Genomic DNA, 17003 nt, shown 5'->3' with positions numbered 1-17003 from the left:
TGCCTTTTGCAAATAGTTTAGAAAATAATTAACAATTAGTATGAGTAATAAAGACGATTTTTACGAGAAATTAAAAGTTCAGTTAGATGCTACCACAGATTTTCCTGCCGAATATTTGTATAAATTTATTGTGCCAACTACAGAAAATCAAGTTATAGAGGTAGAAAATATTTTTGATAATACAGGTGCAGTAATTAACACAAAGAAATCTAAAACAGGTAAGTTTGTAAGTGTTTCAATAATATTAAAATTAAAAACTTCGGATGAGGTGATAGCGTATTATAGAAAAGCAGAAAAAATAAAAGGAATCATATCATTATAAGTAGTTTATGAAAAAGGGAGTTTTAATTATTTGTATGCTATTATTTTGGATAAACGGATTTTCGCAAAAAGAAAAAACGTTGGTAACCATAGATAAAGAGAAAAAAACAGTAGCTGATTTTAAGCGTGTTTATGAAAAAAATTTAGATGTAATAGATACTGAAGAAGCAAAAGATGTTGCTAAAAACTTAACGCTTTACATTAATTACGTCTTAAAGGTAAAAGAGGCATATCAATTAAAATTAGATACGTTACCGTCTTATAAAAGAGAAATAGCTTCTTATAAGAATCAACTTTCTGCACCTTATTTACAAGACACTACTTTTATTTCAGATTTGGTAAAAGAGATGTACTACAGAACCAAAAATGAAGTAAAAGCGAAACATATTTTAATTAGAACCTCTAAAGATGCAACACCAAAAGACACCTTAGTTGCCTACAATAAAATTTTAACAATTAGAAATAGAATTATTAATGGTGAAACTTTTGAAAAATTAGCAACAGAAACATCTGAAGATAGATCTGCACAAGATGATCTTAAAACAGGTAGAAAAGGAAACGATGGTAATTTAGGATACTTTAATGCTTTTAAAATGGTTTCTTCTTTTGAAGATGCAGCGTACACAACTAAAGTTGGCGAAATTTCGATGCCATTTAGAAGTCAGTTTGGGTATCATATTCTTAAAGTAGATGCTTTTAGAGTAACTAAAGGAGACTTAGAAACAGCACATATATTAATTAAAGACACAACTAATGTAGGTAAAACTAAAATTGATGAAGTGTACCGCAAACTTCAACAAAAAAAATCTTTTGAGAAATTAGCAAATGAATATTCAGATGATAAAGGTTCTAAAGCAAGCGGAGGAAAGCTAGATAAATTTAGCATAGGAAAAATGGTAAAGCCATTTGAAGATGCTGCTTATGCTATAGAAAAGGAAGGTGATTATTCGAAACCGTTTAAAACGCGTTTTGGATGGCATATTGTAAAGCTTTTAAAAACACACGCTACAAAACCATTTGCAGAAATGGAAAAAGAATTGAGAACTAGAATTAAGAGAAGTTCTAGAATGCAAATGTCTGAAACAACTGTGATAAATAAATTAAAAGCCAACTATACAATAGTAGAAAATGAAGCGGCTAAAAATATTTTAAATAGAAAAAATATTAGAGCAATACCTAGAGATTCTCTTCAAAATACGATGATAAGTATTAATGATAAGAATATTTCGCAAGAAACGTTTGTTAAATACATAAGAAATAGAAGACATAAACCTGTTTACGTTTTGTTTGAGATGTTTAAGAATGAAGAAATTCTAAGCTATTACAAGGAAAATTTAGTTTATACAGAACCAGAATATGCGCATATTTTAAAAGAATATGAAGACGGCTTGTTGTTGTTTGAGTTAATGCAGCAAAAAATATGGAACAAATCTTCTAAAGATACGTTAGGTTTAAAGACGTTTTTTTTAGAGAATAAAGAGACATATACTTCTAAAGAATTAAAAAATATAAAAGGAGAAGTAATGAATGATTACCAGAACTTTTTAGAGAAAAATTGGATTGCCAACTTAAGGAAGAAAAGTAAAATTAAAGTGAGTAAAAAACAACTAAATAATTTAATTAAATTTTACGAAAATAAATAATGAGGTTTATAACGGTCTGTTTTTGTGTATTTTTACTAACTTCTTGCGACTATTTTATAGTGAAAGAAAAGGAAGTTCACACGTCTGAAATTGTAGCGATTGTAAATACAGATAAACTATTTAAAAAGGATTTAAAAGATGTTTTACCTAGAAATCTTGCTAGAGAAGATAGCTTAATATTGATAAAAAGTTTTATTCAAGATTGGGCTGTAAAGAAGTTATTATTAAAAGCAGCTGCAAATAATAATACATCAGAATCTTTAGAAAACATAAATAATCTTGTACAAGATTACAAAGAAAGCCTTCTTATAAATAATTATAAAGAAGAGTTGATCAAACAACAATTAGATACGTTAATTTCTGAAGCCGAAATTGAAGCCTATTATTTGACAAATAACGAAAATTTTAAATTAAATGAAGTTTTAGTAAAATCTAAGTATTTGTATTTTGACAATACTATAAATGAGAAAAAAGAAATTATAAAATTATTTGAATCTGATAAAATTGAAGATGCAGAAGCCCTAGAAAGACAGCAGCTAAGTTTTAAAATATATCAGTTAAATGACTCTATTTGGATAGAATTGGACAATATTTTGTTAAATCTTCCTTTTTCTAAAGAAAATCTGTTAAAAAAATCAAAAATCATTCAAAAACAAGATTCATTAGGTTTATATTTGGTGGCTATAAAAGACGTTTTAAATAGAAACGATATAGCGCCATTAAGCTATATTAAACCAACAATAAAAGAAATGATTTTACACAAACGTAAAATCGAGTTAATAAGAGAGATTGAAAAAATAATAGTAAAAGATGCCACAAAAAACAATAATTTTAAAATATACTAAATTCCTTTTAATTGCTGTAATTTTTTCAGCAACAACATTGCAGTTAAACGCCCAGAAAATTAAGATTGATGGAGTCGCAGTTGTCATTGGAAAAAACATCGTTTTAGATTCTGATATTGCGAAGTTTAAGCAAGAAGTAGTGCAAAGAAGTGAAGGGAAAATTACCATTTCAGATTGTGAAATGTTAGAAGAATTAATGAAACAGAAGTTACTTTCTCATCATGCAGTGGTAGATAGTGTAACTGTTTTAGATGCAGAGATTGACAGTAAAGTAGATAGAAGTATTCAGTTTTTTACGCAAGAATATGGTTCTTTAGAGAAAGCAATTGCCACGTATGGTTTTAATGACTTAGATGATTTAAAAAGTGAATTGTACAACGTTCAGAAAGAAAATATTTTAGTAGAAAAAGAACAATCTAAAATTACGGAAAAAGTAGATGTGACACCAGAAGAGGTTCGTCTCTATTTTAACGGCTTAAAAGATAAAGGTGAATTACCAGAATTTACTGCAGAAATAGAATTGGCTCAAATTGTAATAAATTCTGAACCAACTTTGGCAGAAAATAATAAAGTTATAGCGCAATTAACAGAGATTAGACAAGAAATTCTAGACGGAGCAAGTTTTAGAATGAAAGCTATTATTAATTCTAAAGATCCGGGAGTTACTCAAAACGGAGGTATAATGCAAGTAACCAAAGAATCTAGTTTGATAAAGGAATTTAAAGAAGTTTCTTTCTCTTTAGAAAAAGGTGAAATTTCTAAACCTTTTAAAACTCTTTTTGGATACCATATTATTCAACTGCACGAGATTAAAGGAAATACAAGAACCGTTTCTCATATTTTATTGCAACCAGAAATTCCGGAAGCTAGGTTGAAAGAAACACAGTTAAAAGTAGTAGAAATTAAAAGAGATATCGAAGAAGGAAAACTCACTTTTGAAGAAGCTGTAAAAAAGTATTCAGATGATAAAGATTCTAAAAACAACGGAGGCGTTATTATAAACAGTTATACAGGCGAAACTAAATTCGATTTAACAAGAATGGATCCTGCAATGTATGCTAGAGTTAATGATCTAAAACAAGGTGAATTTACAGACGTTTTTTATGATGAAGCAAGAGGCGGAGAGAAAATGTATAAATTCATTTTAATGAAAGAAAGAACAGATACTCATACTGCAGATTTAGTTGAAGATTATGTAAAAGTTCAAGCACTTGCATTAAATAAGAAGAAAGAGGAAACAATAGAAAAATGGTCTAAAGATAAAATTAAAGACACTTATATTAAATTAGGTGAAGACTATAAAAAATGTTCTTTTGAAAAAAATTGGAAAAAAGTAACAAGTAAATAATGTCAGACGTTAAAGCGGTAAATAATTTAGTAAACAAATTTGAAGTACTAAAAGCGGAGATAGGAAAAGTAATTATTGGTCAGAAAGAAGCCGTTAATTTTACTTTATTATCTGTTTTTTGTGGAGGGCATTCTTTATTGATAGGAGTTCCTGGTTTGGCAAAAACATTATTGGTAAATACCGTTTCAGATGTGTTAGGATTGAATTTTAAAAGGATTCAGTTTACACCAGATTTAATGCCGTCGGATATTTTAGGAAGTGAAATTTTAGATGAGAATAGACAGTTTAAATTTATAAAAGGACCTATTTTCTCTAATATCATTCTAGCTGATGAAATAAATAGAACGCCACCAAAAACACAAGCAGCGCTGTTAGAAGCCATGCAAGAGCGTTCTGTGACTATTTCTGGGAATCATTATAAATTAGACTTGCCTTTTTTTGTTTTAGCAACACAAAATCCCATAGAGCAAGAAGGAACCTATCCTTTGCCAGAAGCTCAATTAGACAGGTTTATGTTTTCTATTAACTTAGAATATCCTTCTTTTGAAGAAGAGGTAGAGGTTGTTAAAAGCACAACTTCTACAGTGAACCAAACTGTGAATGCTGTTTTTTCTGGAAAAGAAATTGTTGAAATTCAGCAATTAATTAGAAAAATACCAGTTGCAGATAATGTTATTGAATATGCCGTAGGTTTGGTTGGTAAAACAAGACCAAAATCTGCACAAGCAACAGCAATGGTAAAAAGCTATTTAGATTGGGGAGCAGGACCAAGAGCGTCTCAAAACTTAATTCTAGGGGCAAAAGCACACGCAGCTGTAAATGGTAAATATTCGCCAGACATAGAAGATGTAAAGGCAGTAGCAATTCCTATTTTATCTCACAGAATTGTAAAGAATTATAAAGCAGAAGCAGAAGGTATTTCTGTTTCAGATATTATTAATTCTTTGTTGTAATTATTAAAAACTAAACAAACGTTATTATAAAATAAATTCTCGATACAGTATGCCAATTGCATATAGTATCGAGAATTTATGTTTTACATAATAGGTTGTAAAACATTTTAAAAAAAGCCGGATAAACAGAATTTTAACCTTTTTATTTTTGACTTTAATTTGCTTAAACACATTCAGACAAAGCGCAACGGAATTAAATGAAGAATCGAAAAAGCTTATAGAAATTCAAGAATTTGACAAAGCAGTTCCGAATCTAAAACAAGCAGCGGAATTGGGAAATGCGGAATCTCAATATAATTTAGGTTATTGTTATCAAGCTGGAATTGGTGTTGAGCAAAATTCTGAAAAAGCGATTGAATAGTATTTTAAATCAGCCGAACAAGGTTGGAATGAAGGTCTGTACGCAAAGATGATGGCTTATGGAGGTGGCGTACTACAAGATTTCAAGAAAGCATTATCATTTGCTCTAAAATGTGTAGAAAACGGAAACGAAACTTGTATGTTTAATGTTATCAATTGTTACAAAGAAGGAAAGGGAACCGACAAAGACCTTGATAAAATGTTGGAATGGGCAATTCGACTTGGGAAACTTCTGAACCAAGAAATTTTACAGAAAAGTGGTTACATAACATCTTCGAGGTTAAACCTTGCCTATATGTAAAGAGATGGAACAGATGTTGAACAGAACAATTTTAAAAGTTATCAATGGTTCTTGATTTTCAACGAATTTAAAAGAGTCTTTTCAGACCTTTAATAAGGGCAGATTGTTAAGGAAATTCAGGAATTAGAAAATAAACTGACAACCGAACAAAAAGCAACCGGACAAAAAGAAGCCGAAAAAATATTAGGTCGACTGCTGAAAAATATTGAAAACTTATACAAATCGGAATTATAAAAACGTTTTACAACCTTGTATAATTCCTCGCGGATTTTCTATTCGGTTTGTATTTGCTAAATTAGTTGCTTAAACACGCAACGAAATCATAGACAAATCTGTCATTTTATTTAGTCTTCTTCAGATTCTTCAGAAGTATTTTCAAAAAAACTAAAAACATTACCACCATAACGTTTGTCATAGGTGTGTTTTGCGTGTTTAGTTAAATCGGTATGTTTAGAGTGTTCTACAATTAAAACACCATCTTCATTCAGAATTTCTCTGTCAAAAACAGAATCAACAATTTTTAAAAATTGTTCTTCTTCAAAGTCGTAAGGTGGATCTGCAAAAATAACATCCGCTTTTAAAGGTGTTTTTTCTAGAAACTTATAGACATCACTTTTAAATGTACTAATATCTAAATCTAGCTCTTTTGCAGTGCTATTTATGTATTTAATACAACCAACATGAGCATCAACAGCGTGAATTGTTTTTGTGCCTCTAGAAGCAAATTCATAACTAATGTTTCCTGTACCAGAAAACAAATCGATTACAGAAATGGCATCAAAAAAATACGTATTGTTTAAGATGTTAAACAAAGACTCTTTTGCCATGTCTGTTGTTGGTCTAACGGGTAAGTTTTTAGGCGCAGATAAACGTCTTGATTTTAATTTTCCAGAAATAATTCTCATGAGCCTAATAGTATAAAGTTAGAATGTAAAGGGATGTTTAAATCATTAAAAATGACATTTGTACTTTCTAAAAAGAACACATTTTTAATGTATTTATATGCTATTTTATAAATATCTGTGTTAAGAGTGATTTCTCCCGTAAAATATAACGGAAATTCACGAACATTTAAGTCTAATTGTTCTGCTACAAATAAGATATAATAGATAAAATCTTCTTTAGTATGGTAAGAAAAAGTATTTAAAAGAACCAATTTGTTATTTTCTAGTACTACAATATCTACCGTAGTTTTAGAAACATTTACATACATTGTTTTTTCTTTAACAGTGTTGCATTTTAAAAGCTTTTCAATTAAAACGCTACTATGATGTTTGTATTCAAATTCGCCAAAATTCTGGAATAAATAATTATTTATGTTCACATAAGGAACATAAATGTTTTTAGAATCTATGACATCTATATCATCAAAAGATATAAAATCTGTAGGGAATGTTTTGATATTAAAATCTAAATAAGCGTTTAATTTTTTTTCATCAAAAAAAGGAGTAGGTACTAGTGTAGATAAATTATTTTGATGAACTACTGTAACTGCTTCAAAATCGTTTTGTAAACGTGTATCTGTTTTAAAAATTTCTTCAATTTTAAATAACAGTTTTTCTGGTGTTGTTTGAGAACTCTCAAAGTGATATTCGCAGAAATACACGTCTTTTTTAGATGTGGTGTTGTAGATAGAAAAAGAAAATCCATCCAAATTAAATTGGATGGATAATCTATTTTGTTTTATTGTTTTCAAAGAGTACTATTCTTTTTTATCATAAGAAGGTGGCCAGTTTCCTGCTGTGGTAACTTCGTCTAAAGATCCTACAGAAATGTATTCTCCTTTAATTTGATCTGACGCCATAACTTCTAATTCTTGCTTCACTAAAGATTCATTCATTCCTTCTAAAAGAGGTTTCTTAGCTGTTTTTGCCATAAAAGTAGGTACAATTAAACCTTGTACTTTTTCTACAGTACCTATTTCAATTTCATACTGTATCCCTTCTAAACCAGGAACTTGAAACATGTTTTTGTAATTTCTACCTTTAAAGTACTTTAAAACTGGTTCGTAACCAATTGTGTCTATTACTCTTCTTTCTACTTCATCTGTAATACCACCACCTTTGTTAACCGTTTCTACAATAGTTTTGGTAACAGTTAATGCTAATTTAGCAGAATCTACAAACTTAATTAATAACGTTTTATCTTTTGTATAAGTACCGGTTGCTTCGTAAAACTTTACTTCAGCATCTCTAATCATTTTAAGATTACTTACTACTTTAGAGTATCTTTTAACTTTATTTTTGTTAAAATTAATAGGTTCCATTATACCATTGTATATTTTAAATCCTAAAAATACTGCTAAGAATAACAAAAGAATAGAAGCTATCCATCTTAATTTTAAAGGTAAGTATTTAACTATAACGATAGCTATAAGAACTGCACCTAAAACTGCAGCTAAAATCATTCCTAATAATCCCATTTTTTAATGTTTTTTTTTAATAGTCCTATCGCAAATCTACAATTTTTTTTTAATGATAAAAACTTTTATTTACAATTCACCGTATCTTTGGTACTTTAATTAATATATGATAGATATACCCGCAGATTTTAACAAAGAATTATTAAAGAAATTCCCCCATCAGCCTACCATTAAGCAACGCAAGTTATTAGAGTTGTTAAGTAATTTTATTTTCAATAAAGATAAAGATGCTTTATTTCTTTTAAAAGGATATGCAGGTACAGGAAAAACAACAACCATTAGTACATTTGTAAATTCTTTAGGCGCTGCTGGTAAAAAAGCGGTTTTGTTAGCGCCAACGGGTAGAGCAGCAAAAGTAATTGCACTGTATTCTAAAAAGCCGGCGTTTACCATTCATAAAAAAATATATTTTCCTAAAAAACAATCTAATGGTTCTGTCGCTTTTGTTTTACAACCCAATAAGCACACCAATACTATTTTTATTGTTGATGAAGCCTCTATGATTCCGGATGGAAAACAGAATCAACAGTTGTTTGACTCTAGTTCTCTTTTAGATGATTTAATTTCCTACGTTTATGCTGGTGTAAATTGTAAATTGATCTTTATTGGGGATACAGCGCAGCTTCCGCCAGTAAAATTAGACGTTTCACCCGCTTTAGAACACGATACTTTAACGTATGATTATCACAAGCAAGTAACGGAAATTGAGTTGGATGAAGTGATGAGACAGCATGAAGACTCTGGTATTTTAGCCAATGCAACTGCTTTAAGATTGTTGTTAAGAAATGAGGGCGATAATTTTCAGTTTGATGTAGATTTCGCAGACATTAAAAGATTAGAAGATGGTTATGATATAGAAGATGCAATTGTAACTGCCTATGAAAGTGACGGTGTAGAAGACACTGCATTTATTGTGCGCTCTAACAAACGCGCGAACCAATACAATCAACAAATAAGATATAATATAAGGGGACAAGAAAATGAAATTTCTGCAGGAGATTACATTATGATTGTAAAGAATAATTATTTCTGGTTGCCAGAATCATCTACCGCAGGTTTTATTGCAAACGGAGATATTTGTGAAGTTTTAAAAATATTCTCCATCAAAGAACTGTATGGTTTTAAATTTGCTGAAGTAGAAATTAGAATGATAGATTATCCTGAAATGCACCCTTTTGAGACCGTTTTATTATTAGATACTTTAACGAGTGAGAGTCCGTCTTTAACCTACGAGGAATCCAATAAATTATACCAAGCAGTAAAGGAAGATTACGTACACGAAAAATCGAAGTATAAGCAGTTTATGGCGATTAAAAAGAACATATATTTTAATGCTTTACAAGTGAAGTTTTCTTATGCCATGACGTGTCATAAATCTCAAGGAGGGCAATGGAAAACTGTTTTTATAGAACAACCTTATTTGCCAGATGGTGTTTCTAAAGAATATTTTAGATGGTTGTATACTGCAATTACAAGAGCACAAGAAAAGCTGTATTTAATTGGTTTTAAAGATGACTTTTTTCTGAAGTAAATTTTCAAAAACTAAAAATAACATATAGAAAAGGGTACTAAGAGATCTTGCCCATGTGTTCTTTTTTTATTTTAAGAAATGACGTTAGAGTTAGTAAAAAGAGATAAACTCTTTATTTTAAGAAAGAAGTTTTGGTGTTGATGTTTTTCTTCATTCATAGCCAAATGATATTTTTTTTAATTTTCAACCACTAATTATTATTTCAATACATACGCCAAGTTAATAGAACCATATTTATGCCCATTATTAAATTTTAGGCCTTTAGATTTATTGGTATTATACTTAAGCGTATAACCAAAGTTGAATCTATTTGCAGTAAATTTAAAACCAATTGCCACACTAAAAACAAGCGGATTTAATTCACTGGTAACTTCACTACCTTTATTTAAAAAACTGCCTTGTAATGTTGCGTCATAAACAGCATATCTTAAAGTTGGTTTTATAAAAATAAAAGACTCTATTTCTCTGTAAAAAGAGGTGTTTTTACTGTTGATGTTGGTGTTAAAAGCAATAGAGTTTGCTAAAGATTGTAGCGGCTTAAAACCAATTCTTGCTAAAAAACCAGAAGAAATATTGGTATAAACAGTTCCTAATTTTCCAGAGTTAATCCAAGAAATATCAAAATGATTTGTTTTATCTTTTGCTAAGAACTTATTAAAATGAGTATTAAAGTTTAAGCCAAATGCATTTTTAATTTGATGTTTCCAACCAACCGCTTCTTCAAATCCGTACAAACTATGAATAGCCCCCTGCAATTCTTTAGAAAATGCGTTTGGGCCAATAACGCCTGCTTGTAAAGTTGTTTTAAAAGATTGGTTGTTTTTATAAATTCTATCAATGCTAAAACTACCGTATAAATAACCTGCGAAAGGCCTGTCGTGATTGTTTAAATCTGTAGTGATCGATTTATTAGGAGTATACATTTCGTGTGCAATTTCCCATGCAAATATTTTTTTTTCGAGAGTCTCATTTTTTTCTTTCGATAAATATTTAAAAGACAAAAACATTCCGTTGGTATAATAGCGATCGTCATAAGCAGAAGTGTATAAATCGTTTTCTGTAACGAAGCTTATTTCCTTTGAAAACTTTTCTTGAGAAAAAACACCAAATGTGCAGCATAAGCATAAAAATAAAAGATTTTTTTTCATAGAAAAACAAATATAAAATAAGTTACTTAAATTCATGTTTTTTTAACTTTATTTAGAAAAAAAAGTAATATTTTTATTTTTCGAAAAAAAACACATGAGTACAAGCAATACATTTACTGCAGAAGATTTTGAAAACTTAGAAAGTAATAAAGATCTTCTTGAGTTAATTAAAAATAAAAGCGGTTTATTCAAGAAAGTTCAGAAAACGCTTATCTACACAGAAGAATTACGTCTTTTACAAATAGAGTTGGTAAAGTTACAACGTTGGATTTCTAAAGAAAACAAGCGTGTTGCCATTATCTTTGAAGGTAGAGATGCCGCAGGAAAAGGAGGGAATATTCGTAGGTTTATGGAACATTTAAACCCTAGATCTAGTAGGTTAGTGGCTTTAAACAAACCAACAGAAGTAGAAAAAGGACAATGGTACTTTCAGCGTTATATAAAAGAATTACCAAACCCTGGAGAAATTGTTTTTTTTGATAGAAGCTGGTATAACAGAGCAGTTGTAGAGCCTGTAATGGGATTTTGTACCCAAAAACAATACAAAGAATTTTTGGTACAAGTACCAGAATTTGAGCACATGATGTATGAAGATGGCGTTATTATTATTAAATTTTGGCTATCAATTACAAAAGAAGAGCAATTAAAAAGATTCGAAGAGCGTAAAGAAAATCCTTTAAAACGTTGGAAATTTAGTCCGGTAGATAAAAAAGGACAAACACTTTGGGATGAATACACCCATTATAAATCTGAAATGTTTTCTAAAACACATACCGCTTACAGTCCTTGGATGATGATAAAAACCAACGACAAGCAAGTAGCAAGATTAGAGGCAATAAGACACGTAATCTCTCAGTTTGATTATGACGGAAAAGAAGAAGCAAAAACTACATTAACACCAGATCCCAACGTTGTAATGCGTTATTATAGATCTAACAGGAACATCGATTAATGGTATGGACAGAAAATTAACAACACAAGATTTAAATAAGTTAACTACAAAAAAAGGTCTTTTAGCACTTTTGTCTAAATCTCCTTTAAGTTTAGAAAGAGGTTTAAGGTATGTAGATTATCAGAAAAAATTAAAAAAATTACAAGTAGAACTCATTCGTTTACAAACTTGGGCAATTAATAATAACGAACGTATAATTATTGTCTTTCAAGGAAGAGATGCTGCAGGAAAAGGGGGGGCGATAAGAAGGTTAACAGAGCGTATTAATCCACGTCACATGAGAATTGTTGCTTTACCAAAACCTTCAGAAGATGAGCAGACACAGTGGTATTTTCAAAGATACGTAGAGCAGTTTCCTAAAGCGGGTGAAATTGTTTTTTTTGATAGAAGTTGGTATAACAGGGCTGTGGTAGAACCTGTAAATGGTTTTTGTACGGCAGAAGAATATGATATTTTTATGAATCAGGTAAATGGTTTTGAAAAAATGATTTTAGAATCTGGAATCCATTTAGTTAAAATTTACATGTCTATTTCAAAAAAAGAACAAGCCAAACGTTTTGCAGATATTAAAAGCAATCCGTTAAAGCAATGGAAAATGACCAAGTTAGATGAGAAAGCGCAGATTTTGTGGGAACAATACACAGAATATAAAAATGCGATGTTTCAAAAGACAAACACAAAAATTTCTCCTTGGAAGGTAATACGGGCAAATAGAAAAACAGAAGCTAGAGTTAACGTAATTAACCACGTTTTAAACAGCATTCCTTATGACAAAGATTTAGAAATTTAATTGACTAAATTTTTAACTTCAGCAAAAATATAAAATACTTCGGCAGCAATTTGTTCATTCGTGTTCAAATAAGCTGCTGTTTGTTCTGGTGTATTATCTGAAACTTTTGGATCTGCAAAAGGCAAGTGAAATCTTTCGATGGCAGTGGGTATAAAAGGACAGTTTTTATCTGCATTATTACAGGTTGTAATTGCTATAAAAGGCGTTTTGTTCATTTCGTGATCAAACCTTTTAGAGAAACCTAAAATCGTTTTTTTACATCCATCAAAAGAAATTAAATACTTTGGATTTTGATGAGAAAAATCTTCCACATTAAAATCGAAACTAACAGACTGCAATGTTTTAACTGTGTTTCTGTAAAAGGCAGTTACTTCCGTTCCGCCAGAAAAAGCATGTATGTTTACATCGAAATAATGTGCAGCGTAAAATGCCCAAACTTGTCCTAATTGACTTCTTCTTGAGTTGTGTGTGCAGATAAAATTTAAGTTTACAACGTTGCTTTTAACATATTCTTTAGCAATCGTTTCAGAAATTTTTAAAAGTATTTTTTTTCTATCTTCCGGTAATCTCACTTTTTTTGAAGCTTGTTTAAAGAAGTTTTCTGTAGAAATGGTAGAAGTTTTAGACATATGCTTATTTTTGTGGTAAAGTTAGAAGCTTATATTTAAAATTGAATTAAGATAATGTTAAGAAAGGGTTTTAAAGTTGGTAACAAAGTAGCTGTTTTAGACGATGTTTTAAAGGGGGTTGTTATTGCTATTGCAAAGGATTTAATTTCTATTGAAACTTTAGATGGAATGATTTTTAATTTTAATGAGGATGAATTGGTTAAAATTGAAACAGAACAGCATGAATTAACAAAGTTTTCTGACATTAACAATGGTTTCTTAAAAGATAAAATTGGATTACCCAAAGCAAAAAAGAGCCTTTTTAAGAAACAAAAAAAGGAGGTAATAATGGAGGTGGATTTACATATAAGTAAACTTACAAAGTCTGTAAAAGGATTGGATAATTATGATATGCTAAACCTTCAATTAGATACCGCAAAAAGAAAAGTTGAATTTGCAATTCAGAAAAGAATTTCTAAAATTGTTTTTATCCACGGAGTAGGAGAAGGGATTTTAAAATCTGAATTACAAGCTCTTTTAAACAAATATCCTGTTAAACATTATGATGCTTCTTATAAACAATATGGTCTAGGAGCCACAGAAGTCTATGTGTTTCAAAATATAGGATCATAAAAAAATATTTTAATTGTATGAATGCTATTTATTTAGACAACGCTGCAACCACAAAAATTGATAAAGAGGTTATAGAAATAGTGCAAACTTCTATGGCAGAAAATTTTGGGAATCCTTCTTCGATTCATCAATTTGGTAGAAAAGCAAAATCATCTGTAGAAACTGCACGAAAAAATATTGCAAAACATTTTAAGGTTGCTGCTGCCGAAATTATTTTTACTTCTAGCGGCACTGAAGCCGATAATTTAATAATACATAATGCTGTTTTAAACCTTGGCGTTACTAGAATTATTACATCAAAAATAGAACATCATGCTGTTTTACATACGTGTAACTTTTTACAAAAAAGTAGCAATATTACGGTAGAATATGTAAATGTTGATGTATTTGGTACTGTTGATCTGCTTCATTTAGAAGCATTATTAAAAGCTTCCGAAGAAAAAACGTTGGTAAGTTTAATGATGCTTAATAATGAAATTGGAAACTTACTGCCAATGGTTGCAGTTGCTAACTTATGTAAGTTAAACAATGCTTTATTTCATTCAGACACAGTACAAGCAATAGGACATTACCCGATTGATTTACAAAAAATAAAGGCAGATTTTATTGTTGCGAGTGCACATAAATTTCACGGACCAAAAGGAGTTGGTTTTGCTTTTTTTAGAAAAGGATTTGGTATTTTACCAATGCTTCATGGTGGCGATCAAGAAAAAGGAGCAAGATCTAGTACAGAAAATGTACATGCAATTTTAGGAATGGAGAAAGCTTTGGAAATTGCGTATAACACACTTCAAAAAGATAAAAATTATATAGAAAGTTTAAAGGTTTATTTTATTTCTGAATTAAAAAAAATATCAGAAAATATTCAATTTAATGGTCTTTCACAAGACTTAGAGCATAGCGGATATACTATTTTAAGTGTGCGTTTCCCTGTGAAAAATGACATGCTACTGTTTAGTTTAGATTTGGCTGGAATAGCTGTTTCTGGCGGAAGCGCTTGCCAGAGTGGAAGCAATAAGGGATCTCATGTATTAACAGAATTGTTATTTAATGGAGAAGAAGATAAAACTTCCATTCGTTTTTCATTTTCTAAATTCACTAAGAAAGAAGAACTAGATGTTACAATTTCAAAACTAAAAAAGTTGTTGTAAAAAAAAACAAATATTCAACTTATGATAAGCTGTTTATTTTAAAGCAAAAAAAACCGAAACTTTTACGTTTCGGTTTTTTGTGTTTTAAAGAAAATTACTTTTTCTTTTGTTGTGCTTGTTGCTCTTGCGCCTGTTTCATTGCAGAGTCAATTTTTTCTCTAAACTTGCTCTTTTTCTTTTCAGGACGTTTCTTGTTTTCTTCTATTTGTGCATGAATCTTATCTTCATCAATAACATAGTTTTTAATTACTAACATAATAGCAATGGTTAACAGGTTAGAAACAAAATAGTATAAACTTAAACTACTTGCATAGTTGTTAAAGAAAAACAACATCATAATAGGAGAGAAGTAAATCATGTACTTCATCATTTTACTCATGTCTGGCATTCCTTCTTGCGTTGGAGCTTGCATGTTTGCTTGCTGACTTTGGTTCATTTTCATATAAAAGAAAATAGCAACAGAAGCTAATATTGGAAACAAACTTACGTGATTACCATAAAAAGGAATGGTAAAAGGAAGTTGTGCAATGGTATCATAAGAAGATAAATCGTTTGCCCATAAAAAGTTTTCTTGTCTTAAAGCGATGTTTGTTGGGAAAAACTTAAACAAGGCAAAGAATACTGGCATCTGTAATAAAGCGGGTATACAACCAGACATCATATTAACACCTGCTTTTCGCTGAATTGCCATGGTTTCTTGCTGACGCTTCATTGCATTTTCTTTACCGGGATATTTCTCATTCAAGGCAGTTAACTCAGGTCTAATCACCTTCATTTTTGCACTCGATAAATAAGATTTATATACTAAAGGAGACATAATTAATCGAACAACAATAGTCATTAAAATAATTATTAATCCGTAGTTTGATAAAAGTCCTTTTAAGAAATTAAATACAGGATAAAAAACCGTTCTGTTTAAGAATCCGAAAATACCCCAACCTAAATCTGCTGTTTCAGCTAAATCTGTGCCTTCATACTTTTTAAGTAAATTATAATCACTTGGTCCGTAGAACCATTTCATATTGTAATTTAACTCTCCGTTAGACAATTCTAAAGGCGTTTTTAATTCGAACTTTTTAGTGAAAACTGTATCTGTTTCTTCATTTAAAACGAGGTCTGTAGAAGTTATTGTTGCATTGTTAAAAGGTTTGTCTGACAATAAGTTTGAAGTAAAAAAGTGTTGTTTGTAAGCAACCCAATCTACATCATTTAAAATTTCAGAATTACCACCATTAATATAATCCACTTCTTGTTCTGCTTTGTAGTAGAAGTGCGTGTACATTGTGTTTTCTGTCTTTAAACTTTTCTCATGTCTATACCCATTTAAAGACCAATCTAAACTAATAGGGTTCGAAGTGTTTATAACATTACTTAAGCCTTGAGAACGAACAGCAAAATTAACCATGTATTCTTTTGGCTTCATTTCATATCTGTACTCTAAATACTGCGTTTCAGAAACTTTCAATTTCATAGAAACAACTTGGTTGTCTCCATTTTTTGTAATTGTTGGTTCAAAAAATAAGTCTTTAGTATTTAAGATTCTATTGTCTGCTGTTCCAAAATTAATGTTAAAAGACGCATTATTATCTTTTATCATATATAGAGGAAGAGAATCGTAGGTTTTAAAATTCTTAATTAAAGCCTCTTTAATTTGTCCACCTTTATTATCAATTGTTAATTTTACAACGTCATTTTCTAAAACAGAAACTCCTTCAGAAGCATTCATTGCACTTTGGGCAAAAGCACCTAATTCATTTTTAAGGGCAATTTGTTTCAAAGAATCGTTTACTACTGGTGTGTTGTTTGTAAAGTTATCTTGTGTAGTAATTTTTGTAGCATCTATTACCTCAGTTTTAGTGGCATCATTAGCTGCATCTATTTCTGGCTCTTGTGTGCTCATCCACCAGAAAATAATACCTCCTAATAAGATCAATCCAATAAAAGAATTTAAGTCGAATTTTTTTTGTTCCATTGTATTTTTTTAAAATGTCAATTTG

The 17003-nt window shown here is 30.1% G+C and carries 18 protein-coding genes; 12 read left to right on the top strand and 6 right to left on the bottom strand.

Features of this window, described 5'->3' with window-relative positions:
- Positions 1-40 precede the first annotated feature (40 nt).
- The 7 genes from ES045_RS11980 (at position 41) to ES045_RS16680 (ending at position 5771) form a co-directional block, all read left to right on the top strand.
- Complete coding sequence (locus ES045_RS11980; RefSeq protein ID WP_147116521.1) at positions 41-322, top strand: DUF493 family protein; 282 nt, start codon at positions 41-43, stop codon at positions 320-322.
- A gap of 7 nt (positions 323-329) precedes the next feature.
- Positions 330-1964, top strand: a complete 1635-nt coding sequence (locus ES045_RS11975; protein WP_147116520.1) for a peptidylprolyl isomerase — start codon at positions 330-332, stop codon at positions 1962-1964.
- Positions 1965-2023: 59 nt separating this feature from the next.
- On the top strand, positions 2024-2809 hold the full coding sequence (locus ES045_RS11970; protein WP_223267247.1) for a hypothetical protein: 786 nt from the start codon (positions 2024-2026) through the stop codon (positions 2807-2809).
- Positions 2775-4157 carry a peptidylprolyl isomerase gene (locus ES045_RS11965; protein ID WP_147116518.1) on the top strand — a complete coding sequence of 461 codons (1383 nt, stop codon included), beginning with the start codon at positions 2775-2777 and terminating at the stop codon, positions 4155-4157. The genes ES045_RS11970 and ES045_RS11965 overlap by 35 nt, the downstream gene beginning before the upstream one ends.
- Positions 4157-5110, top strand: coding sequence for an AAA family ATPase (locus tag ES045_RS11960; protein WP_147116517.1), 954 nt, complete (start codon positions 4157-4159; stop codon positions 5108-5110). The genes ES045_RS11965 and ES045_RS11960 overlap by 1 nt, the downstream gene beginning before the upstream one ends.
- 148 nt (positions 5111-5258) lie before the next feature.
- Entirely contained in the window at positions 5259-5471 is a 213-nt protein-coding gene (locus ES045_RS11955) for a tetratricopeptide repeat protein (protein ID WP_189663092.1), read from the top strand.
- A gap of 48 nt (positions 5472-5519) precedes the next feature.
- Entirely contained in the window at positions 5520-5771 is a 252-nt protein-coding gene (locus ES045_RS16680) for a hypothetical protein (RefSeq protein WP_223267246.1), read from the top strand.
- A 344-nt stretch (positions 5772-6115) separates the two neighbouring features.
- Here the strand turns inward: ES045_RS16680 and ES045_RS11945 are convergent, their stop codons facing one another.
- Genes ES045_RS11945 through ES045_RS11935 form a run of 3 tightly spaced genes read right to left on the bottom strand, consistent with a single transcriptional unit; the run spans position 6116 to position 8193 of the window.
- Positions 6116-6676 (bottom strand): RsmD family RNA methyltransferase, encoded by a 561-nt coding sequence (locus ES045_RS11945; RefSeq protein WP_147116515.1) that lies wholly within the window; start codon positions 6674-6676, stop codon positions 6116-6118.
- Positions 6673-7467 (bottom strand): DUF3822 family protein, encoded by a 795-nt coding sequence (locus tag ES045_RS11940; RefSeq protein WP_147116514.1) that lies wholly within the window; start codon positions 7465-7467, stop codon positions 6673-6675. The genes ES045_RS11945 and ES045_RS11940 overlap by 4 nt, the downstream gene beginning before the upstream one ends.
- Before the next feature lie 6 nt (positions 7468-7473).
- On the bottom strand, positions 7474-8193 hold the full coding sequence (locus ES045_RS11935) for a hypothetical protein (protein WP_147116513.1): 720 nt from the start codon (positions 8191-8193) through the stop codon (positions 7474-7476).
- Positions 8194-8299: 106 nt separating this feature from the next.
- Here ES045_RS11935 and ES045_RS11930 point away from each other — a divergent pair, with 106 nt between their 5' ends.
- Positions 8300-9724, top strand: coding sequence for an ATP-dependent RecD-like DNA helicase (locus ES045_RS11930; protein ID WP_147116512.1), 1425 nt, complete (start codon positions 8300-8302; stop codon positions 9722-9724).
- A gap of 197 nt (positions 9725-9921) precedes the next feature.
- Here ES045_RS11930 and ES045_RS11925 read toward each other — a convergent pair whose 3' ends face one another.
- A complete protein-coding gene (locus ES045_RS11925) occupies positions 9922-10872 on the bottom strand; it encodes a lipid A deacylase LpxR family protein (protein ID WP_147116511.1) in 951 nt (316 codons plus the stop codon).
- 94 nt (positions 10873-10966) lie between these two features.
- On the opposite strand from ES045_RS11925, the gene ppk2 (ES045_RS11920) reads away from it, so the two are divergent.
- Together ppk2 (ES045_RS11920) and ppk2 (ES045_RS11915) are read left to right on the top strand one after the other, a co-directional pair.
- Positions 10967-11824, top strand: coding sequence for a polyphosphate kinase 2 (gene ppk2, locus ES045_RS11920; RefSeq protein ID WP_147116510.1), 858 nt, complete (start codon positions 10967-10969; stop codon positions 11822-11824).
- Positions 11825-11828: 4 nt separating this feature from the next.
- Positions 11829-12614, top strand: coding sequence for a polyphosphate kinase 2 (gene ppk2, locus ES045_RS11915; protein WP_147116509.1), 786 nt, complete (start codon positions 11829-11831; stop codon positions 12612-12614).
- On the opposite strand, the gene ES045_RS11910 is transcribed toward ppk2 (ES045_RS11915), so the two are convergent.
- Positions 12611-13243 (bottom strand): hypothetical protein, encoded by a 633-nt coding sequence (locus ES045_RS11910; RefSeq protein ID WP_147116508.1) that lies wholly within the window; start codon positions 13241-13243, stop codon positions 12611-12613. The two genes, ppk2 (ES045_RS11915) and ES045_RS11910, sit on opposite strands and share 4 nt — an antisense overlap.
- Before the next feature lie 54 nt (positions 13244-13297).
- Here ES045_RS11910 and ES045_RS11905 point away from each other — a divergent pair, with 54 nt between their 5' ends.
- Together ES045_RS11905 and ES045_RS11900 are read left to right on the top strand one after the other, a co-directional pair.
- Entirely contained in the window at positions 13298-13855 is a 558-nt protein-coding gene (locus ES045_RS11905) for a Smr/MutS family protein (RefSeq protein WP_147116507.1), read from the top strand.
- Between the two features lie 17 nt (positions 13856-13872).
- On the top strand, positions 13873-15006 hold the full coding sequence (locus ES045_RS11900; RefSeq protein WP_147116506.1) for a cysteine desulfurase family protein: 1134 nt from the start codon (positions 13873-13875) through the stop codon (positions 15004-15006).
- Between the two features lie 94 nt (positions 15007-15100).
- On the opposite strand, the gene yidC is transcribed toward ES045_RS11900, so the two are convergent.
- On the bottom strand, positions 15101-16978 hold the full coding sequence (gene yidC / locus ES045_RS11895; protein WP_147116505.1) for a membrane protein insertase YidC: 1878 nt from the start codon (positions 16976-16978) through the stop codon (positions 15101-15103).
- Positions 16979-17003: the final 25 nt, after the last annotated feature.

This window comes from Polaribacter sp. IC073, assembly GCF_007997075.1.
Taxonomy (GTDB): Bacteria; Bacteroidota; Bacteroidia; order Flavobacteriales; family Flavobacteriaceae; genus Polaribacter.
Note: the sequence above shows the minus strand (reverse complement) of the source record. Positions and strands in the feature narration are given on the sequence as shown.